Origin of the sequence: Halegenticoccus tardaugens (genome assembly GCF_004116405.1) — an archaeon.
Lineage (GTDB): Archaea > Halobacteriota > Halobacteria > Halobacteriales > Haloferacaceae > Halegenticoccus > Halegenticoccus tardaugens.
The window spans coordinates 65,272-86,312 of sequence record NZ_SDIC01000007.1 but is presented as its reverse complement, the minus strand read 5'-3'; the positions used below and the strand labels follow the sequence as shown (position 1 = coordinate 86,312).

At 59.2% G+C, this 21,041-nt stretch carries 19 protein-coding genes and 1 pseudogene; 12 read left to right on the top strand and 8 right to left on the bottom strand.

Features of this window, described 5'->3' with window-relative positions; translation table 11 throughout:
- Positions 1-88: 88 nt before the first annotated feature.
- The 7 genes from C3L37_RS17820 to C3L37_RS17790 all read left to right on the top strand — a co-directional run bounded on the left by C3L37_RS17820 (position 89) and on the right by C3L37_RS17790 (position 10,873).
- Complete coding sequence (locus C3L37_RS17820) at positions 89-391, top strand: hypothetical protein (RefSeq protein ID WP_129115940.1); 303 nt, start codon at positions 89-91, stop codon at positions 389-391.
- Positions 391-1,932 (top strand): sodium:solute symporter family protein, encoded by a 1,542-nt coding sequence (locus C3L37_RS17815; protein WP_129115939.1) that lies wholly within the window; start codon positions 391-393, stop codon positions 1,930-1,932. The genes C3L37_RS17820 and C3L37_RS17815 overlap by 1 nt, the downstream gene beginning before the upstream one ends.
- A gap of 80 nt (positions 1,933-2,012) precedes the next feature.
- Positions 2,013-4,070, top strand: coding sequence for a hydantoinase/oxoprolinase family protein (locus C3L37_RS17810; RefSeq protein ID WP_129115938.1), 2,058 nt, complete (start codon positions 2,013-2,015; stop codon positions 4,068-4,070).
- A complete protein-coding gene (locus C3L37_RS17805) occupies positions 4,063-5,796 on the top strand; it encodes a hydantoinase B/oxoprolinase family protein (protein ID WP_228546325.1) in 1,734 nt (577 codons plus the stop codon). The genes C3L37_RS17810 and C3L37_RS17805 overlap by 8 nt, the downstream gene beginning before the upstream one ends.
- Before the next feature lie 2 nt (positions 5,797-5,798).
- Positions 5,799-7,040 (top strand): MFS transporter, encoded by a 1,242-nt coding sequence (locus C3L37_RS17800; protein ID WP_129115937.1) that lies wholly within the window; start codon positions 5,799-5,801, stop codon positions 7,038-7,040.
- Positions 7,041-7,498: 458 nt separating this feature from the next.
- On the top strand, positions 7,499-8,953 hold the full coding sequence (locus C3L37_RS17795) for a sulfatase-like hydrolase/transferase (protein ID WP_129115936.1): 1,455 nt from the start codon (positions 7,499-7,501) through the stop codon (positions 8,951-8,953).
- Positions 8,954-8,956: 3 nt separating this feature from the next.
- Positions 8,957-10,873, top strand: coding sequence for an asparagine synthase-related protein (locus C3L37_RS17790; RefSeq protein WP_129115935.1), 1,917 nt, complete (start codon positions 8,957-8,959; stop codon positions 10,871-10,873).
- Between the two features lie 603 nt (positions 10,874-11,476).
- On the opposite strand, the gene C3L37_RS17785 is transcribed toward C3L37_RS17790, so the two are convergent.
- The 8 genes from C3L37_RS17785 to C3L37_RS17750 all read right to left on the bottom strand — a co-directional run bounded on the left by C3L37_RS17785 (position 11,477) and on the right by C3L37_RS17750 (position 18,188).
- Positions 11,477-11,734, bottom strand: coding sequence for a thioredoxin family protein (locus tag C3L37_RS17785; protein ID WP_228546351.1), 258 nt, complete (start codon positions 11,732-11,734; stop codon positions 11,477-11,479).
- Between the two features lie 191 nt (positions 11,735-11,925).
- The gene (locus C3L37_RS17780) at positions 11,926-12,279 is read right to left on the bottom strand and encodes an SHOCT domain-containing protein (protein WP_129115934.1); all 354 of its coding nucleotides are present in this window, start codon (positions 12,277-12,279) and stop codon (positions 11,926-11,928) included.
- A 6-nt stretch (positions 12,280-12,285) separates the two neighbouring features.
- Entirely contained in the window at positions 12,286-12,702 is a 417-nt protein-coding gene (locus C3L37_RS17775; protein ID WP_129115933.1) for a DUF302 domain-containing protein, read from the bottom strand.
- A gap of 95 nt (positions 12,703-12,797) precedes the next feature.
- Positions 12,798-13,151 carry an SHOCT domain-containing protein gene (locus C3L37_RS17770; RefSeq protein WP_129115932.1) on the bottom strand — a complete coding sequence of 118 codons (354 nt, stop codon included), beginning with the start codon at positions 13,149-13,151 and terminating at the stop codon, positions 12,798-12,800.
- Between the two features lie 57 nt (positions 13,152-13,208).
- Positions 13,209-13,502: a hypothetical protein gene (locus C3L37_RS17765; RefSeq protein ID WP_129115931.1), complete on the bottom strand. Its 294-nt coding sequence runs from the start codon at positions 13,500-13,502 to the stop codon at positions 13,209-13,211.
- A gap of 230 nt (positions 13,503-13,732) precedes the next feature.
- Entirely contained in the window at positions 13,733-15,202 is a 1,470-nt protein-coding gene (locus tag C3L37_RS17760) for a multicopper oxidase family protein (RefSeq protein WP_394345804.1), read from the bottom strand.
- Positions 15,192-16,340: an MBL fold metallo-hydrolase gene (locus C3L37_RS17755; protein ID WP_129115929.1), complete on the bottom strand. Its 1,149-nt coding sequence runs from the start codon at positions 16,338-16,340 to the stop codon at positions 15,192-15,194. The genes C3L37_RS17760 and C3L37_RS17755 overlap by 11 nt, the downstream gene beginning before the upstream one ends.
- Positions 16,341-16,403: 63 nt before the next feature.
- Positions 16,404-18,188 (bottom strand): 5'-nucleotidase C-terminal domain-containing protein, encoded by a 1,785-nt coding sequence (locus tag C3L37_RS17750; protein WP_129115928.1) that lies wholly within the window; start codon positions 18,186-18,188, stop codon positions 16,404-16,406.
- A 289-nt stretch (positions 18,189-18,477) separates the two neighbouring features.
- Between C3L37_RS17750 and C3L37_RS25015 the strand changes: the two genes are divergently transcribed.
- The 5 genes and pseudogenes from C3L37_RS25015 (at position 18,478) to C3L37_RS17730 (ending at position 21,033) form a co-directional block, all read left to right on the top strand.
- Positions 18,478-18,666: a hypothetical protein gene (locus C3L37_RS25015; RefSeq protein WP_228546323.1), complete on the top strand. Its 189-nt coding sequence runs from the start codon at positions 18,478-18,480 to the stop codon at positions 18,664-18,666.
- An 18-nt stretch (positions 18,667-18,684) separates the two neighbouring features.
- Positions 18,685-19,026, top strand: a pseudogene (locus C3L37_RS25010) (sulfite exporter TauE/SafE family protein); the annotation flags it as partial.
- 279 nt (positions 19,027-19,305) lie between these two features.
- Positions 19,306-19,605 (top strand): hypothetical protein, encoded by a 300-nt coding sequence (locus tag C3L37_RS25005; RefSeq protein ID WP_228546321.1) that lies wholly within the window; start codon positions 19,306-19,308, stop codon positions 19,603-19,605.
- Positions 19,606-19,627: 22 nt separating this feature from the next.
- A complete protein-coding gene (locus C3L37_RS17735) occupies positions 19,628-20,026 on the top strand; it encodes a hypothetical protein (RefSeq protein ID WP_228546320.1) in 399 nt (132 codons plus the stop codon).
- Between the two features lie 239 nt (positions 20,027-20,265).
- Positions 20,266-21,033, top strand: coding sequence for a hypothetical protein (locus tag C3L37_RS17730; RefSeq protein ID WP_129115927.1), 768 nt, complete (start codon positions 20,266-20,268; stop codon positions 21,031-21,033).
- The last annotated feature ends 8 nt before the right edge of the window (positions 21,034-21,041 follow it).

The window sequence follows — 21,041 nt, the reverse complement described above, 5'->3', positions numbered from 1 at the left end:
TCACAGTTCCCGAGTAGAGGACGCGATACTCTCGCGCCTTGCCGGATAGACAAGAAGATTTAAGCAAGATGGTGCTTCATAGCGTTCCATGTTACCAAAGACCACTCAGGGTAAGATCACGGTCGGCTTCCTCGTTATTTTTACAATTGCGATGAACCCTCCTGTCATCACGATGGTTGATTCGCCCACGACAGTACTCGGCATCAACGTTCTATATCTGTGGACAGTTGCTTGGGGACTCCTTGTCTCTCTCGTCTTGATTTGGGCTGCATGGCAAGATGCCTTCGCGCTCACAGAAGATCAGGTTCCGCCCGAACTTCGGGAAGCTGAAGGCGTCGAGACTGCCCGTCCAGAGACCAGTGAAGAAGCGCCTACTGGTGGTGGAAGCTAATGGTTTCGTTCCAAGCGACGGTTGCACTCGCCACCATCGGTGTGTATCTTGTCATCATCCTCGCAATCGGCTATCGTGGATGGCAAGTCGGTAAGCTGAACGTCGATGATTGGATGGCTGCCGGTCGCGGACTCGGCATTGTCGTTCTTCTGTTCACGTTCGCTGCCTCATACCATTCTGCGTTTGCCTTCCTCGGAATCGGGGGGTTCGTCTATGGGAACGGAATCGGAATTTTCAGCGCTTCGACGTTCTATCTTGCTATTTCGGGAATCATCCTCTGGCTTGTTGGATCGCGTGTCTGGTTGCTGGGAAAGAAGTATGGGTACATCACTCCCTCAGATTTGCTTGAAGACTTCTATGAATCACCGCTCTTAGGAAAACTGGTGAGTCTCACGTTGATTCTCTTCACCTTCCCCTACATCGCGACCCAGATGATCGGCAGTGGCATTATCTTTGAAACGGCCACCCAGGGAGTGGTGAGTTTTGAACTCGGTGCAGCTGTGTTTCTATTGGCCGGTGTGATCTATGTCTGGCTTGGCGGGCTACGCGCAGTTGCGTGGACGGACGCTGTCCAGGGCGTGTTTATGTTTGGTGCGATGTGGATCGCAGGGTGGTACTTTGTGTTTTCAGCGTATCGAGGTCCACAGGCCTTTTGGGCTGAAATCACGAGAGAATTTGCTGCATATGTTTCTCTCCCCGGTCCAGCTGGTGCTATTACGCCCGAGTTTTACGTCTCGTTTGCGATCATGACTGGAATTGGGGTAATGATGACGCCACACATTTTTCTCAGATTCATCTCTGCCCGGTCACCCCGTGTTCTCAAATGGGTCGCTGCATTCGGAACCGCATACTTGATCCTCTTTTATGTGCCAACAGCCTTTCTCGGCTTAGGTGCAGTAGAAGCATTTCCCAACCTGCAACAAGCGGACTCTGCAATTCCTGCTGTTTTGTACCGCTTCACCCCGGCCTGGTTTGCCTCAATTGTCGTCGCCGGGGCTGTCGCTGCTGCAATGAGTACCGCCGACTCACAACTGCATGCCGTGTCTGCGCTCATTACCCGTGATTGGTACCAACCGCTTGTCGGAGAAGAGGTGGATGAACGAAAAGTCACGCGCTTCGCACAGATACTTGTCCCGATTCTCGGCGTCATCTCCTATATCATTGCAATTCAACAATTTGAGTTCATTATTCTGCTTACAGCGGTCACCTTCTATGGTGCGGCACAGCTCTTTCCCATTCTCGTTGGTGCGCTCTATTGGCCCGGGTCATCACGTGCGGGTGCTCTCAGCGGATTTACGGGCGGCGTGCTCGTGACCTCGTTGCTTGAATTTGGGATTGTGGCCCTTCCTAGTAGTTTCCCAGGGTTCGTAAGTGGCTTCTACGGGCTCATCATTAACACGATCCTGTTCATCGTGGTCAGTCTCGCTGTCGGCGCTGTCTCAGAGGAGGCGCGTGAGCGAACGCAGGGGTATCTTGAGTACGCTATCTCCCGTCGCTGGGAATCTGGTACAAATCCCAGCTCATCTACGGAGAATGACTAATGCAGGGGAAACGTATACCTGCCTTCCGGGTGCATCCGTGTCATGCTCTCTGTAAGGTATCCCTTTGGAAGAGGTGACCGATGACGAAGCAGACCGCACTTCGGGTGGGTGTCGATATCGGTGGTACGTTCACAGATATTGTCACGATACAGGATGGAACTCTCAGTGTCACGAAGACATCATCAACACCCCTCGCCCCCGAAAAGGGAGTCATCACTGGCCTTAAAAAGGCGCGAGAGCGTGATGGATTTTCCTTCGATACAATCTCGTTTTTCGGCCACGGGACCACCGTCGCGACAAATGCAATCCTTGAGGAAGAATGGGCTGAAACGGCTCTTGTCACAACAGCCGGATTCCGAGACGCACTTGAGATTGGCCGTCAGGCGCGGCCTGATATTTACGATTTCCAAGCGGAAAAACCGGTACCCATTGTCGAACGTGATCGGCGATTCGAAGTCCTCGAACGCCTCGATGAACGAGGGAACGTCCTCATCCCGCTCAACGAACACAGCGTTCACTCTGTCGCAGAGCAACTTCAGACAGCTCGTATTGATAGCGTCGCGATCTGCTTGCTTTTCGCATTCGAGAATGATGCGCACGAACAGCAGGTATGCGACAGATTGCGTGACGCAGGTGTTGAGGCATCGTGGTCACTCTCAAGTGAAGTTCTCCCCGAAATCCGTGAGTACGAACGGACACTCATTACCGCGATGAACGCAGCGCTAAAACCGGTGATGGACCAGTACATTGGCAATTTGGAGACGGAAACCACCGCCATTGGAATCGAGACCGATCTCAAAATTATGCAGTCAAACGGTGGCATCATCGATGCGAGCGCTGCGCGCAATCAACCAGTAAACACACTCCTCTCGGGACCAGCTGCTGGTGTGCAGGGGGCAACAACCATCGCTGACCGGTGTGGCTTCTCAGATGTTATTACAATGGATATGGGTGGCACATCGTGTGACGTCTCGCTGGTCGAAGGCGGGGACCCACTCATCACAACGGACGTCACGGTTGGCGAGTATCCCGTGAGCATTCCGATGATTGATATCCATACGATTGGTGCTGGCGGTGGCTCGATCGCGTGGCTCGATGCTGGAGGTGCACTTCGCGTCGGTCCGCAGTCCGCCAGTGCCGATCCAGGGCCAATTTGCTATGGTCGCGGCGGCACCCGGGCGACGGTCACCGACGCGCAGCTGCTGCTCGGCCGATTACATCCTGACAACTTCCTCTCGGGCGAACTCCCTGTCGAGACTGACGAGGTCGCCCACATCGTCGAACGTGATCTCGCTGAGCCAATGGGCCAGTCAATCGAGGAGGTTGCGCAGGGGATTCTCGATGTAGCAAACGCAACGATGCAGCGAGCACTTCGCGTGGTTAGCGTCGAACGAGGTCATGATCCCCGAGAGTTTGCCCTTGTCGCCTTCGGTGGCGCAGGTCCCTTGCACGCCTGTAAGCTCGCTCGAGAGCTCGACATTCCACGCGTGATCATTCCGCGAACTGCTGGTGTTCTCTCTGCGCTCGGACTACTCACGAGCGATGTGCTCTATGATTACAGCACCTCCCGGGTCCGTCGTCTCACCACCGTTGACCCGACGGCCCTTCAGGAGACGTTTGAGGAGTTCGAAGCAGCAGGCTTCGATCGGCTGACCCAGGAGGCGTTGGCAGAAGACCAGATGCGATTCGAGCGAGCACTCGATCTGCGGTATCTCGGCCAGTCATTCGAGTTGTCAGTTCCCGTCCCGGACGGATCACTTGACGACGAGAGCCTTGCGTCGGTTGCCGAGCAATTCCATGAGCAGCACCGTCAACGGTATGGCCACGCCTACCCTGAAGAGCCAATCGAACTCGTCACACTCCGTCTCCGAGCCCGTGGACTTGTCGACTCGTTAGACCTCGCTGGAGGTTCCGTCGATAGTACGCTTGATGATGCACGCAGGGACACGCGAAAGGTGATATACGGCGGTAAGCCACACGAAACGAGCGTTTACGACCAATCACTGCTTCCCTTCGAGTGTACATTTGAGGGTCCGGCGATCGTCGAAGGGGTAGAGAGTACCGCTGTCATCCCTCCAGATCATCACGTCAGCGTCGATACGGACGGTAACCTCCTCGTGGAGGTGCCGGATGTCTAAGATCGACATCGATCCGGTGACGCTGGAAATCATCCGTAACGCCTGTACAGCGATTAGCGAGGAGATGAACGCCAATCTCATTCGGACAGGCTACTCGCCAAACATCAAGGAGCGTCGTGATTGTTCGTGTGCGCTCTTCGATGCCAGCGCTGAGATGATTAGTCAAGCAGAGAATATGCCCGTCCATCTCGGGTCAATGCCTTTCTCAGTTGCCTCGGCGATCGAGCGATTCCCGCCAGACACGCTTACACCTGGTGACGCGGTTCTTCTGAACGATCCATTCCGAGGGGGTGCTCATCTTCCTGATCTGACGCTCGTGACGCCCATCTTCGTCGCAGATGAGGTCGTTGCCTATGCAGCAAATCGTGCTCATCACGCAGATGTTGGTGGGGCGCGAGCCGGCAGTGTCGCTGCGGATTCGACCGAGATTTACCAGGAAGGGATTCGTATCCCGCCAGTAAAACTCTTCGAAGGTGGCCAAGTGAACGAAACCGCGATGGAGATGATCCTGGCGAATGTCCGGACGCCGGACGAGCGTCGGGGTGACCTCCGGGCGCAACAGGCTGCAAATGAAACCGGACGCCGGCGCTTTGAGGAACTCGTCGATAAATACGGGCGTGAGCAGCTGGAGGCGGCGCTTGCAGAAATCAAAGACTACTCTGAGCGACGGATGCGTGCTGAACTTGCGTCACTCCCCGACGGTGCCTTCTACTTTGAGGACGTGTTGGATGATGACGGGCGGGGAAATGAAGATCTGCTCATCGCTGCGGAGGTCGTTGTTGATGGCGACGTTGTGACGGTCGATTTCGACGGAACGGCTGCACAAACGGAAGGCCCGATAAACGCTGTCTTCGCGGTGACAGCATCGGCAACCTACTATGTTGTTCGATGTGTGACAGATCCCGATATTCCGCCAAATCATGGCTGTTATCGTCCGATCGATATTCACGCTCCCGAGGGGACGATTGTGAACGCCACACCGCCAGCTGCCGTGGTGGGTGGAAACCTCGAAACGTCTCAACGCGTTACTGACGTTGTTCTCGGTGCGTTCGCCGAGGCAGATCCCGATCGTGTGCTTGCTGGCTGTCAGAGTACGATGAATAACGTCACCTTCGGCGGTACAGATCCGCGTGACGGTACTCCGTATGCGTTTTATGAAACGCAAGGAGGCGGATTCGGTGGTCGAGATGGAAAAGATGGCATGGATGGTGTCCACGTCCACATGTCGAACACGATGAACACACCTGTTGAAGTGCTCGAAACAGCGTATCCCCTCCGTGTCACACGCTATGAATTCCGTGAGGACTCCGGTGGGGCTGGCCAATTCCGCGGCGGACTTGGCTTACGCCGTGATATCGGTGTCCATGATCACCGTGCAACGTTTAGCTTCCTTGCTGAGCGCCATCGCCACGCACCGTATGGCCTTGTCGGGGGACTCCATGGGACGATGGGCGAAGCGTATCTGTACCATGGTACAGACGTGTTCGACCAGACGGACGAAACTGATGGTGAGAAGTTGCCACCGAAAACTGTTCGTGAACTCACGTCCGGTGATCTCGTGAGTATCCGGACACCAGGCGCTGGGGGGTATGGTGACCCGACAGCTCGGTCACCCGAAGCGGTTCAGCGGGATATCGAACTTGGGAAAATTTCGCTCGAGACGGCCACAGCAGAGTACGGCCTCTCAGCGTCTGACCTGCCCACTTCTACCTCAGATGAGCAGTAAGTATGGCGCTAGACACGGCGTCAGAGCGTGTTCCGTTGGCGGTGCGCGTTGCACCACATATTGCTGCTGTGAGCGTCGGCTATGTGTTGTTTGCGTACGCTGCAGTACCGTCGCTCTTTCTCGCTCGATTCGACGTAGGGTATGCTGCACTCGGGCTTGTGATGAGTGCTCCTCTAGTTTCGATCGTTCTCGTTCAGCTTCCCAGTGGCTATCTCACTGACCGATACCCACCAATACCACTTCTCTTCGTCGCAACGGGTATCCATGCGGCCTCTGCGGTCCTCCTCGATCTTACGCACCAGTTTGAGACATTACTTCTGCTCCGAGGAATCTGGGGGCTTGCTGCTGGTGCCATTCTCACGGTCGGGGCGACACATCTGTCGCGAATCTATCAAGGAGCCGTCGCGACTCGGCAACAGGGATATTTTGGGGGCGCTTTGACGCTTGGTGGCGCGCTTGCGTTTTTCATTGCTCCGTCTCTCGTTCAGATGATCGGCACCCTGAGCCTCCAAAGTACCGGCGTTCTGCTGAGTCTACCGGCACTCGGTATCTTTGCGGTGTATGGGAGATCTCGTGCGTTTCCCCCTTTTCACCTATCGCTCTTCTCGAAGAACGGCACCGGGTCTGAGGCGCTTCGCACAGAACGGCACAGGGCATCTAAGTTGCGTCAACTCCTCCGCGTTGTCACACATCCAGTCGTCATTGTTGCCTCACTCGCCTATGTCGCCTCACTTAGTTCGTACATCACTCTCTCGACGTTTATCACCTCGTATTTTAACCAGCTCGGAATTCACGGTCCGCTCAACGTGCTTGCCTTGCTCACGGCTACTGTAGGGCGGGCAAGCGGGGGGACAGTCATTACGCGGCTACCGATCAGCGACCGCAGCCTCATCGGTGTGATGGCGGTTATCGCCACAATCGGATTTGCTGCTCTCCCAGTCGCCCACTCCCCGCCACTGATTGTGCTCCTTCCGCTTGTGTCGGTGCTTGCAGTCTCCCTTCCATTTGGCTCAATTTACCGGATTGCCGCAGACGTACCTGGAAGTGAGGGCACTGCCCTTGCAATGGTCATTGCAACCGGGAACGTTGCTGCACTTGTGCTGCCAGTCCTTACTGGTGCCCTCCGTGATGTAACCGGCGAATATGGAAGTGGATTCCTTCTGTTAGCCGTCCTGAATACGGTTGCCTTCGCCGGCATTAGTATGCTGCGCTGGCGATCTACCACCTACGACGTTCCACACTGAAAAGCGACAGCATACCAAAACACGCCCCGTTCGCGGTTGCATTCCACCCATCGTGGTGAGTACGGTCGATGGCACGACCCGTGTCCGCCCATACACCAACCGTGGGTGATCGATCGGTATTCGGACGCTTCGGTGCGAGAGGCGGTTGAGGGCGTGGTGGAGGTCACAATATTGTGACGGTTGTCAAACCCTCGGTTGGCGGGTATACAACGGAACTGGAACGAATGCTGTTCGTCGGCGAGCTTCCGAAGCTCACCGAACGTGCTTCGAGACCATGCGCGAATCAGAGGAAAGTGTGATGAACCGATAGTACCGATCTACGACTGTTTTTATGATGTACTTAGCGAAGGGCCTTGCGCCCGTTCGGACGACACACATGGCGCGCCAATGCAGTCATCCGGGCGAATCAATCGACCGCTTCCATCGCTCTCGAGTGATGCGATCGCGGGAGGCGTGAGATGCGGAACGTCGCACTCATCGTCCTTGACACGGTTCGAAAAGACACCTTCGACGCGCGCGCGCCGCGGTTGCGGGCGCTGTCGGACACGTCCTTCGAGCAGTGCCGCGCGGCGAGTTCGTGGAGCACGCCGAGCCACACAAGTATCTTCACTGGCCGGTTGCCCTCCGAGCACGGCGTCCACTCGGAGAGCTTCGACGCCTCGTTCAGCTTCTCGCGCTTCGACGCTGACGAGACGTTCCTCGGGGACCTGCCCAAGCACCGCCGCATCGGTCTGAGCGCGAACTCCTACGTCAATCGCGCGTTCGACTTCGACGCGCTCTTCGACGAGTTCTATGACTTCTCGATCGGCTCGCACACCAACGAGACGCTGTTCACCGAGGGGATCGCGGTCCAAGAGTACATGGAGTCGACCGACGAACCGAACTCGGCGAAGCGGTATCTCGGCTTCCTCCGCGCGTGTCTCGAACACGAGCGTCCGGCGAAGAGTCTCGCCAACGGCGTCTGGTCGCAGGTTAATCACCGCATAAAGACGCTGCCCGTGCCGGAGTTCGTCGACGACGGCGCGAAGAACATCTCCACGACGGCGATCAAACGGGCCGATACGGTCGACGAGCCGGTGTTCCTCTTCGCCAACTTCATGGACGCCCACACGCCGCTCCGCAACCTCCTCCAGTACGACCAGACGCTCCACTCCGCTCCGGACTCGTGGAGCTCGAACGAGCTCGACAAGTGGGAGCTCAACAAGGAGGGGCTGGCGACCGAGGAGTACGCGCGGAATTACCGCGAGCTGTACGCCGCCGCGGTCGACTACCTCGATCGGATCGTTTCCCGGTTCGTCGTGGAGCTGCAGGCGAAAACCGACCGGGAATGGTCGTTCGTGATCGTCTCGGACCACGGGCACAACCTCGGCTACGAGGCCGACGACGGGCTGTTCCACCACACCGGAAGCATGACCGAGGGGGTGATGCACACGCCGTGCGAGATCGTCGGTGCGCCGGAGGGGTACCCGTCGCGCGTGGTGGAGTACTTCTCGCAGCTCGAACTCGGTGAACTCCTCGTCCGGCTGGCGAACGGGGAGTCGTACGCGGACGACCTCGCAGCGGACCACGTCGTCGCAGAGACGATCGGTCTCCTCGGCCATGGCGACCGGACGTGGGGCCGGGAGTTCACCGAGGCGGAGTACGACTTCTGGAACCGGATGATTCGGGTCGCCTATGAGGGGAAGACGAAGCTCGAGTGGGACTCCCTTGGGCGCTGTATCGAGTACGACCTCAACTCGGACAGACCCTCCTGGCAGCGGGAGGTCGCGACGCACGGCGGCCCGCCGCCGGAGGTCACCGCGCTGTTCGAAACTGGGCTCCAGGAATACAAGAAAGCCGCCGCAGCGGGCGAGCAAGACCTGGAGTTCGACGAGTCGGTCGAAGAACAGCTAAAAGAGCTCGGGTACCTCTGACTGATGGTAGGCCTGTGCGGTGTCATCGGGAGCGACGACGATCTTCCGTCAGCGTTCGTCGACGCGATCAGGTGGCGCGACAGGGAGGCGCCCTTCTCGTACGCCGACAACCGGGTTGAGATTCACGGCTCTTTCCACCCATTGCTCGTCAACGACCAGCCCGTCCGCGCCAACGGAGGGGACGTTGACGTCTGGGTCTGGGGCGACATCTACGGCTACCAGACCAGCTCTGGACACGTCCCCCGCAATAACGGTCCTGACGGGAGCGCGGACTTCTGTGTAGAGCTGTACGAGACGCTCGGGATGGGGTTCGTCTCGGGGTTGAACGGCGACTTCGCGCTCCTCGTCCGCGACCGGGATACGGGGACGCTGTCGTTCGCCACCGACCGTCTCGCCACACGCCCAATCTTCCGCGCCCACCTGCCCGACGGTGGGTTGCTCTTCACGTCGAACCTGCAGTCACTGGCGCACCACCCGGAGTTCGACGTGTCGTTCGACCGCCAGTACCTTGCCGAGTACTTCCATCTCCGCCGTGTCTACGGCGTAAAAACGCCGATATCCGGCGTCGAGGAGTTTCCCCCGGCCTCGGTCGTCACCGTGGACCTGGAGACCCTCTCAACAGCGACAGACACCTACTGGCGGCCGACGTACGAACCCGTCGACCGGCCATTCTCAGATGTTGTTGATGAACTCGCCGGGACGTTCGAGCTGGTGCTGAGCGAGTGGACCTTCGACGACCTCGACTACGGGCTCCTGTTGAGCGGCGGTAGCGACTCCCGGCTCGTGCAGGCGGCCGTCGACCAGCCGCTCACGTCGTTCCACAACGCCGACTGGTTGAGCAGAGAGGCCCGAACCGCCCAGCGGGCGGCCGCCGTCAACGGCGACGACTTCCGATTTCTGGAGCGCGACCCGGAGTACGACGCCCGCCTGCTCGAAACGTCTCCGGCCATCTCGAACTTCAGCGGCTGGTTCGACCAGGCGTATTTCACTGGCTTCGAGGACGAGATCGCCTCCGAAGTGGACGTTCTCGTGTCGGGGCTCTACGCCGACATGCTGTTCGCCGGCGGCCCGATCGTGACTCACCGCCTCGATCTCGGGTCGGTCGGCACCATCACGCTCCCCGTGGCCCGCGGCATCGACGGCGTCGAGGAGTACGTCCGAGTGCAGACGAAAGACGCGGTCGAGCCGCTTCCGTACTTCGAGGCTGACCGATCGCTCGCGGAGGTGCTCCGGGCCAACGTCTGCCGGACGAACGCCGGCGTCGAGAGCCACAGCGTCACGTACCCATCAGTGCGCGACCTGGTCATGTATGGCGACTATTACCCCATGGGCGCGGACACGGACGCGATCTTCTCGCGGAGCCTGATGCAGCTGTGCCCCTACCGGACGCCATTTCTCGACAACCGGATGATCGACCTCCACCGGACGATCCCGGTCAAGTACTTCCTCCGGCGAAATCTAATCAACGCGGCGGTGAAGCGACTCGACCCCGATCTCGCGGGGATTCCTCACGCCCGGACCGGCGTTCCGCTCAAGTACCCGTTCGTCGCGGATTACCTCGGGGACAACCTCACCGGATTCTGGTGGAAGCACGTCTCGGAGGAGGAGCCTCCAGACCCGTACCTCGATCACGCGCCGTGGCCAGACCGCTGCAAACTGCTCCGTGCGCGAGAGTTCGCCGAGAAGACGATCCGCCGGACGGCGGACCTCCAGCGCAGCCTTCCGTTCCTCGATCACAACGGGGCGCTCCAGTGCTACCGCGATCACGAGGGCGGCGAGAACAACATGACCGCGCTCTACTCCCTCTTGACCTTCCTGAACACGCCCGTCGCCAGGGCCGTCTTCGAAGGAGACGGATCCGGCGCTAGATCGGCGGACGCCGCGGCGATTCCGGACGTGGAGACGGATAGACAGTCGTGATGCAGCTGTGTGGGACGCGTTCGATCGCGCGGCCGGTTTCGTCGCCCGGTTTGCGAACGGAACGGTGTTTTTGTCGGTGGGGGGTAGTTCGACGTGGCCGATGACGATCCCACCGCTCCGAGTCGGGGTGGCGCTCGCCGGTGACGAGCCCTATGAGTGCCCAGGTCGACCGATGTGAACTACCCCGCCCTACTCGTGCCCTTCGGACGCCCGCTGAGGAAGGGGGCTTAGCGCCTCAACTCAGCTAAGGCGAACTTGTACAGTGCATCGCTCGGCGACCAGTTCCTCCAGCTCTGGCGGGAGAATCGCTCGAAAACGTACTCCCGACAAGCGGTCGGCGGTGAAACACAAGCCGAAGTAATGCTCCAACTTGCGACGGATATTCATCGGTATATTCTCGACTTCCTCTCAATCGGACACGACTGTATCTGTGAGCTGGATTGAATCAAGCTCATTTTTCACAATACGCTATTTGTAGGTACGAACACTCCATACGTTGCGATTAAGCAGCGCGGTAGTGAACCTTCCTTAGAGCGACTCAATTGCTCTGACTGCGAAGTGATTATTTTCTTTCCGTTATCCTCGAACGATGCTGGCGATCCGTTACACGAGGTCGGTCGATTGCTGGTCTGCGCGTTCGAAAGCCGCTTCCAGCTCGTCTCGATCGACGATCCCGATGAACTCCTCCGTTCGTTCTCCGTTCGCGTACACGAGCGTTATGGGGGTCTTCCGGACGTCGTACTCCTCGGCCGTCTCCAGACCCTCTTGGATGTCGACCTCTCTGAACTCGACATCGGGGAATTCGTCCTCGATCCCCTCGTTTTTCTCTTGCTGCGTTGCGCACGCCCCACACCTCTTCAGGGTGTAGAGAATTACTTCGGTTACATTCTACCATACGGTATTGTGTGTTAAACACATTTCTATTCATAACCGAACGCGACGGCTGTCTCGTATTTTAGATTCGAAGGGAGCCTCGCCTAGGATGAATACTCAAGCCGGTGGTTTGAATCGATTACACCGAGCAGAGTACATACGCGTCGTTCCTGCGTGCCCTACTTGGACCGTTCCAGCGTGTCTCGGCGGGTTTCAAATTCTTCATCGGTCAGGTCGCCACGGGCGTACGCCATGCGCAACTCCTCCATCGCGGGATTCTGAGACGCCTCCGATTCCGTCATGCGACGGAAGACAAGATAGCCACCGCCGAGGAGGATCAGGAGGAAGACCAGTTGGACGAGCATCCCAACGAGTGGCCACCATCCGCCGGTCGTTCCGTACCCGCCCATCATTCCGCCGTATCCCATCATCCCACCGAATCCCATCCCCATCGTGAGCATAGGCAGGACGATGATTGCCCCGAGAATAAGGAGGATGATGGTCATGGTGTCGAGTTGGTTCGACGAGGACATCTCTACTTAGACCTCTGACGAGGATTTTAGTTCGTTAGCGACACTGGCAAGGACGCGCTCGAACCGGTCGTGGACCTCGTTCGCGATTGAATCGAGCGCCTCGTTGTCGGCGATGCCAACCAGTTGTTGCGGATCGACTGCACTCACCATGACCTCGCCACCATTGGTTTCGTAGATGATGACGTTGCACGGGAGGAGTGCGCCGAGTTCAATTTCTTCGTTCAGCCCCTCGTGGGCGAGTGACGGATTGCACGCCCCGAGGATGCGGTACTGTCGAAACTCCTCGCCGAGTTTCTCCTCAAGCGTCGCCTGGACGTCGATGTCACAGAGGACGCCGAACCCTTCGTCTTTGAGCGCGTCGATCGTCGTGCCGACGACATTGTCGAACTCACCGGTGACTGAAGTCTGTATTGTGTATTCCATGGAATATCATACCCCGTCCACGGGGTTAACGATTGGGTGCCTCAACGGCGGGCGTTGGGGGTGTGGTGCACCGGTTGGAACAGCAGCTGTTCCGGTCATCCGGTACGTTCGAGCTGTTTTCGCCGTCGATCGAATTCGTCGTCCGAGAGCTCACCGCGGGCGTAGCGCTCGCGGAGAACCGACAGCGACTGCTCATTGTTCCCGCCGGATCTTCGGTTGAGGAGCGCATAGACGAGGTAGAGCGGGACGGCGATGAGGAGCCCCATCCAGAGGAGTCCCCAGAGCCCCATCGCTCCGCTGAAGAGACCCCAGCCGCCGCCCATCATGCCGCCGCCGTAGCTCCCGCCGCCGTGAGCAGCAGCTGTTCCAGTCGCCGCGACCAGTAGCGGGACAGCGAGTATCGTGAGTCGACGAGCAGTGCGTCCGATTTGAGTGATGAGTTGCGTCATGATCGTGAGTTGGTGAGTCGCAGTGTTCGGTTGAAGCGATCGAAACGGTCAGAGCTGTCAGCAGTGGCCCTGCCCGTACATCCCGCCGTTGTAGTCGTCGTCAGCCATGTCTTGGTCCATCTCGTCGACGGTCACACCCATGTGCGACTCCATCCACTCGACACTACCAGGGCCCATGTGCTCGGTCATCTGCGCCTCCATCCAGGCTGCCCAGTCGGCGGCCCCATCGGACGGGGGCGCGTCGTCTGCGGTCGTTTCGTTGCCGTGGGCGCTAACCACGGGGGCGGCGAACGCGAGTCCGACGATCGCGAGCGCCACGAGCAGCCAGCGGCCGAGTTTGAAGTTGGTCATTGTCTTTCTCCTCGGCTACTCGTAGGACTGCTCGGGAGTTATCGGCGTGGGTGTGAATCCGCACAGGAGAACGTTCGAGAACGTGTATAAGACGGTTTAACCATTTTTCAGGACAAGGAACGTTCCTCCGGCTCGAATTCGCTGGATTAGCACTCAACCCTTCTCCCGGGACAGAACCAAGGCCACAGAAACGACAGCCTGAACGATCGGAAACCGGGCCTTCAACCGAGTTACTCGATGTATCTCACGACACGCGCCATCCCCGCATCGAGATGGTAGAGGTTGTGACAGTGGAATAACCACCGGCCGGGATTGTCCGCGTGGAAGTCGATCGTCACCTGCCCTCTATGTCCGGGGACGATGACTGTGTCTTTGATAGCGTTGCCGACCTGGAAGAAGTGGCCGTGGAGGTGCATCGGATGGACGACTGGACTCTGGTTAGTCATCCGAATCCGAACGTGTTCTCCGGGTCGAATATTTAGCGGATCAGCATCCGGATAAGCCTGTCCGTCAATCGTCCACACGTACTCACCCCTGCCGCGAGACAGCGTCAGGTCGAACGTCCGGTCGGGACGCCCGTTCACACCGTCGAGCGAGGAGAGTGCTCGAAGATCGGCGTACTGCAATCGGTTACTCGAGGATGATGGGGGCTGTGGGGTGCCCGATCCGCCTGAGGATTCGTACTCAACGACGGCTCTAGCTGGTGGTTCGTTCCCGTCGAGTGCGTCCGCCTGAACGAACCATCTTCCCGGATTCGTCGCTTCGATCACGATGTCGTACCGCTCGCCGGCTCCGCAGACGAACGAGTCTGCGTCGACGGGTTCGACGGGTCGGCCATCGGCGTGGGTCACCGTCATCTCGTGGCCGGCGATCCGTACACCGAAGACCGTCGCGCTGGCGGCGTTCACGAACCGGAAGCGAATCCGCTCGCCCTCCGTTACGTCGAACGTCTGGAGGTCCTCGGGCAGTCGACCGTTGATCAGGAGCCCCTCGTATGGCGGCCGAATGTCTCCCATCATACCGCCTCCCCCACCCATTCCGCCTCCGCCGCCCATTCCGCCTCCGCCGCCCATTCCGCCTCCGCCGCTCATTCCCCCGTCCGAAGGAAGTCTCGGCGCTCCGGGGAGGTAATCGTCGACGACAACGACGTACTCGCGATCGTACTCGACGTGTGGCTCACGTTCTTCGACGATCAGTGGACCGAGCAACCCGCGGTCGAGTTGGAGGCCGACGTGGCTGTGATAAAAGTACGTCCCGGCGGGTTCGGCGCGGAACGTGTACGTAAACGTCTCTCCGGAAGCGATCGGGTCTTGGGTCACGTTCGGCACGCCGTCGACGGGATTCGGAACCGGGACCCCGTGCCAGTGAATCGTGGTCTCCTCTCGGAGGTCGTTGGTCAGTTTGACGCTGAGCACGTCGTCCTCCTGAACGCGTACCTCCGGTCCCGGGAATTGACCCTCGTACAGCCAGTTAGTCGTCGACATACCGGGCGCTGGTCGAATTGTCCCGGACGCTGCGGTGAGGCTGACGGATGTATCGGGCTCGGCCGTGACGGTTGAGCGTGGCGTCACCTCACGACCCCCACCATCGTCGGGATCGGGAAGCTGGTCGGTACAGCCCGCGAGCGCTCCGAGGGTAGCTGCCCCCGACAGTTGGAGGAGCCTGCGGCGCGAGAGCGACCGCTGTTCTCTATGCGGCACAGTTGTTCGGTCCCAGTTCGAGTTCTGTCGCCTCGCCTTCGTCGTCGACGGTCTCTTTGCCGGTGTTGATGGCGATAACTGTCTCGTAGTTTGGGGGCTTTTCCGGGGCATCCTCGGTTAACCGCTCGATGAACGCTTCGCGGTCGAACCCGAGGAAGTCGAGTTCCTCGCGTAGATCGCCAAGTCGGGCCTCAAGGGGTTCGCCGGGCGAGCCGTTCTCGTAACGCCCGTCGCTCGTGACGGTGAGGTGCCCCGGCAGGATCGTTGTGTCGTCCGGAAGGTCGAGGATCGTCTCGTGGAGCGAGTCGTACAGCAGTTCCGCTCCACGCGAGGCGTCGTCCTCGCCGAACTGGAGTTCGGTCCGTCCAACGGAGTCGACGAACAGCGTATCGCCCGTCAACAGGAGTTCGCCGTCGACGAGGTAGTTCATCATCTCGGAGGTGTGACCCGGCGTGTGGAGCGCCTCGATTTCGACGTCGCCGACTTCGATGACTTCTCCATCTGACAGCGGTTCGTATTCGTACTCGACACCACGCTCGCTGGCTGCTTCGCCGAGGTGGTAGGGTACGCCGACCTCGTCGGCGAGTGCCGGACTGCCTGAGATGTGGTCGGCGTGGACGTGCGTATCAAGCACGCGCGTTATGGAGAGCCCAGCGTCCTGGGCGGCGACTTTGAACTGGTCGGTCTGTCTTGTTGCGTCGACTACGACGGCATCTCCTGCCTCCTTGGAGCCGACGACGTAGCCGAGACAGCCCTTCGCTCGGCGCTGTATCTGCCGGACGACGAGGTCGTCGTTGCGGGTCTCGATGGGGACCACCTCGTAAAGCTTGCTCCATTCCTCCATCCCGCCCGTCACGACCTCGACGTCGTCGTAGCCGTGCTCATCGAGGTCGAACGCGAACGGCGTCGACGTCAGGCCCTTGCCGCAGATGGCGACGACCGGCCGGCCGTCGACCAGTGCGTTCACCTCGTTCAGTTGGTCCTCGCTCAACTCCTCGTCAGGGTCATACGGCACGTTTTCTGCGTCACGCACGTGCCAGGCCTCGAAGCTGTCTTCGGGACGTGTGTCGATGAGCGTGAACTGTTCGTCGGCGTCGATCTTGTCCGCGAGTTGTTCCGCGGTGATGTTTTTGACCATCGTAATTCACCTGTATAGTGTCTGGTCGCCGTTCGTTGGATCTGTCGCGAGTACCGTCGCTATCTAGCGCGTTCGATTACGCCCTTCTTCGGGGAAAGCGTTCCCACGGGGAATCATGGACGTCTCGCAGTAGGCCTCTCCGCCCTGATAGTCGACGCCCGGTTGGATGAACGGATACGGCCCGTCGGCGGGCGTGTTCTGGGCTCGGCCACCGTCGTCTGCGGTCTCGACCAGTCCCATCACCTCGTAGTCGACTGGTGAATGTTCCTGGAGGTACTCGACGATGACGTCGACCGGAATCGTCTCGTCGTCGACCTCGACGTCCTGGAACGGGAACCCACAGTTACCGAGGTCGCGTTCGGGATCACCGGGTCGGCGGAACGTCGCCACCGAGTACGTCTCCTCGGGGTCGATTGGTCCGCCGTCGATTCGCATCTCGACGAGGCGACGACCACGCTTGGCGGTCGGGTCGACGATCACCTCGACGTTCGAGGAGAAATTCCGGACACGGCCGTCCTCTTGGTCGTAGGGATACGATGTGAAGTTGTCTTCGAGGAACGCCTCCATGTGACTCGTCAGCTGCTGGCCGTAGGCGACGCCACGTGCGACGGGCGTCGCCATCGGGAAGAAGGTGTACAACTGCCCTAGCGTGATGTCACCGGGCGGAATCGCCGTTCCGTATCGGAACCCATGGCAGACTGCTAGATCGGTGTCGAAGTGTGCCATTAGTGCATCGTTGAACAGCGTGTTCCACGCACTCTCGAGGAACGCCTGCCGATAGAGCGGTGTCTGCGTCTGCCCGACGACCGTATCGAGTGGCTGGTCGAGCGTCCCCGCTCCGCGCTCGAATCCGGGGTCGTCCTCGAAGAACGGCGTGCGAGCGGACTCGACCGTCTCTCTGGCCTTCTCGTCGGGATCGGGGATGTGCTCGCCGTCCTCTGTCAGACAGTAGAGGTGGTGTCGGAACTGCACCTCGCCAACGTGAACGCGGAGGTCTACACGACCGAGCGCTTCGCCCATACCGGACTCGACGATGACGGTTTCGGTCTCCTCGACGACGATGGGGTCGTAGGTGTACTCGTGAGTGTGGGCACTGAACATCACGTCCACGCTCGTACAGTCCTTCGCAGCTTGGACCATCCACGGTAGGCCGATTTCGGTGACCGCTACTACGATGTCCGCACCGTCCTCGCGGGCGGCCTGTGCTGACTCTTTGAGGAGCGCGGGGTGCTTGCCGAAGCGGTATTTCCCCTCGTAGAACGCGGGGGCCATCCGATCGACGTAGACGTTCGTCATCCCGACGACGCCCACCGAGAGTCCACCGACGTCGAGGATGCTGTACGCGTCGTACAGCCGCTCGTCAGTCTCCCAGTCGTAGAGGTTGTTCGCGAGGACCATGGCGTCGAGGTCGTCCATGAGTTCCACGAAGTTGCCGTCCTCGGCGGCCTCGTTCGAGTAATCCCAGTTTCCGGGGACGTAGACGTCGGGCGCGACGTGCTCGTTAATGGGCTTGAGCATCGCCCGCCCGTCGGTGTAGGTGGTCACAGCGGAGCCATGGAACGTATCACCGCTCATCAACGTACAGACCTCGTAGTCTTCGCGGAGTTCGCTGAGTTTGGCTGCGAGCAGGGAAATCCCGCCACCGCGCTCGATGATGCGGTCGTCGTCTCCGAACTCGAAGTTCGGCTTCGACGTTGGGTTGTCGTAATAGACCTGGTAGCGCGGCGTGAGCTGTCCGTGGAGGTCGCTGACGTGCGCGAAGACGACGTCTGGGTCGCCTGTCCTGTCACGCGCAGGGTCACCGTCTAGGGATTGCCACTCGCCGACGGATGTCTCGTCCTGGTTCATCGTGACGCGATTGTAGATACGACCGTTGGCTGTTCATAAGTTGTGGTTAAGATTCGAAAGACCGCACAAGACCACGTATGGGTTTGCTATCGGCTACATATTCGATTGAAAGCCGAGACCGGTCGAGTTCGGTTTGCAAAACAGTCTCGTAGTGCGTTCTAGTGGCAGGTGCGAAGGATGAGTGAGACACTGGCCTTACGCTTCTTAGGGAGAACTTGCCAAAAGGAGAAGGCCGTAATATTGGCCGAGCAGAGATGTACGCGCTTGTTCGAACATCGAGGTGGTCTCGATGACAGCTAACTGGGTAACGACGGGGTTGTCTGCGGTCGTCATCCTTGTTGCGTCCGTCATTCACGGAATCGCCGGATTCGGCTTCGCGCAGGTGTCGATGGGGCTGATGCCGCTGTTCCGGTCGCCTTCGAGCGCCTCGATCATTTTCACGGCGACGGCGGTCGTGAGTAACGCTCGTGTCTGGTAGAGCGTCCGCGGCGCGTTCGACTGGGAGAAGTGGATCGTCCCCGTCGGCGGCCTCGCCGTCGGGATGCCGCTCGGTATCTACGTGTTTAGTCGGTTCGACGAGGCACTGATGCGCGTCGCCATCGGAGCGGTTCTCGTGCTGGCGGTCATCATCGTCGGCGCGACCCAGCAGCTCGATGTCGTCACGGACTGGATCGAGGACAGCGACTACAGGCCGGGAAAGATAGTTGGCGCGACGGCCGGTCTCTTCGCGGGGATTTTCGGCGGCGCCGTCCCTGGACCGCCGATGATCGTCTATGGAGCGTTCATGTCGGCAAGCGGGTTCTGGAGCGACGAAGAAATGAAGGCCACCTTTACCTGAACGCAGGCGCTAAGGCCCCTCCCTACTCGCTCCCTACGGTCGCTCGTTGAGGAAGGGGCCTTAGCGCCTGCGTTCAGGTAACTGCTCTTCTCTCCGGAAAGTAGTGTTCCTACTGTAGAATAGTCCGGTCATGTCACGAGTACCCGTCTCGAAATCCCGTCTCGACATCGCTGCCGTTTCTTCTATCCATCCGGTATTCCTGATCGACATCGCCGATGCGGCGTGTACGCTCGATTCTAAGCAGCAAACCAATTGAACCAGTCGGACGTATCTCTACACATGAGTACTGCTACCACCAACCAAGAACCGTACGAGATGGGAACGACCTCCGACGTGATGCATCTTGACGCACTGGCACTCGCCGGAGCTGCGGCACTCGTGTCTGCCGTCGTAATGTTCCTGCTCGGCGTGTTCGGAGCCACCGGCGTCTACGAGGGTGCGGTCGAGATGATGCAGCAGTGGCACATGTTTTTCGAACCGACGGTCGTCGGGACCGTTGCTGGCATGATCGAGGCGGCCGTCATCAGCTTCGTCCTCGTGTACCTCTACGCGTGGCTGTACAACGTCTTCGCTCGATAGGAGACGAACTGGAGGCCATCCAATGTACGTAACCGACAAAGCCGAAATCGTCATCGATGCCACCCCTTCTGAGATTTGGGAGTACGTGACTGACCCCGTCCACTGGACGGCGTCGAATCCCGAGGAACACTATGGGCTCGAATACGACACGCCCGACAACCGCCCGCGGGAAGGAGCAACCTTCCACCAGCGCGAAGAGGTCGCCGGCATGTACGCCGATCTGCATGGTCGGTTCCCCTACATCGATTATCCCAACGTGGCGGTCTGGACGGGACAGCGTACTATCCTCTCCTTCGCGGCCACGTCACCGTTCGGATCCCCAAGGGCGGCACCATTCGACTCGAAGAGACCGAGGATGGAACCCGGATGTCACACGCCGTCTGGATGGATTTCCCGAACAACCGTTGTGGTCGTTTCCTAAAGTGGTTGTTCACGACCGTCCTCAACGGGAAGGCGAAGCTCTACGACCACACCAACAAGGAACTCGTCTTTTTCAAAGACCGACTCGAAATCAAGGCTGCCACGCCGACGTCGTGAGCGCTACTAACGGGTCGACCTTCCGATTGTGAACCGGAGGCCGATCTACGAACCAACAGAGAAGTCGATTCGCAATACCAGATCAGAGCAACCGGTAAATCCGAAACGGACCATATCTACTCTATGGAGAATCACTCCGAACACGGGAGCCACAGTCCTCCCAAGGGATACGGGCCTGGTGGACACGCTACACTAGGCGGACTCTCGGTCGACGCAGATGGACTCCGCTTTGTCCCGACAGACACGCACTTCACTCCCGGTGACCCGCTCGACTGGAGCTTCCAGGTCGTCACGTCGAATGGCAGTGTAGTGACCGAGTTCGACGAGGCTCACGGACAGCGTGGTCACCTGATCGTCGTCCGTCGAGACCTAACTCGATTCCAGCATCTCCATCCGACGCTTGACGCCGATGGAACCTGGCGTGTCGAAGCGTTCACACTCCCTAATCCCGGTGTCTACCGAGCGTTCATCGACTTGGTCGTCGACAGTCGACCGAGGACACTTGGATTCGACCTCTTTGCTTCAGGGGAGATAGAGGTTGCTCCACGCCCCAATACGTCTCCGCGTGCAACAGCAGATGGATACGCCGTTGACCTCCATACTGACGAGATTCTCGCCGGTGAGTCGGCTGAGTTAGCCTTCGAAATCAGGCGTAACGGAGAGGACGTGTCGCGTCTGGATCCGTACCTTGGCGCGCTCGGCCATCTTGTTGCACTCCGAGAAGGCGATCTCGCCTATCTGCACGTCCATCCCGAGGAGACAAATCCCGACAGCGGACGAGTCGAATTCGGCGCGCAGTTTCCTACCCCCGGAAGATACCGGCTGTTCCTTCAATCGAAACCGGATGGGACGCTCATCACAACGCAGCACGATATTCGGATCGAACACTGACACTCTGC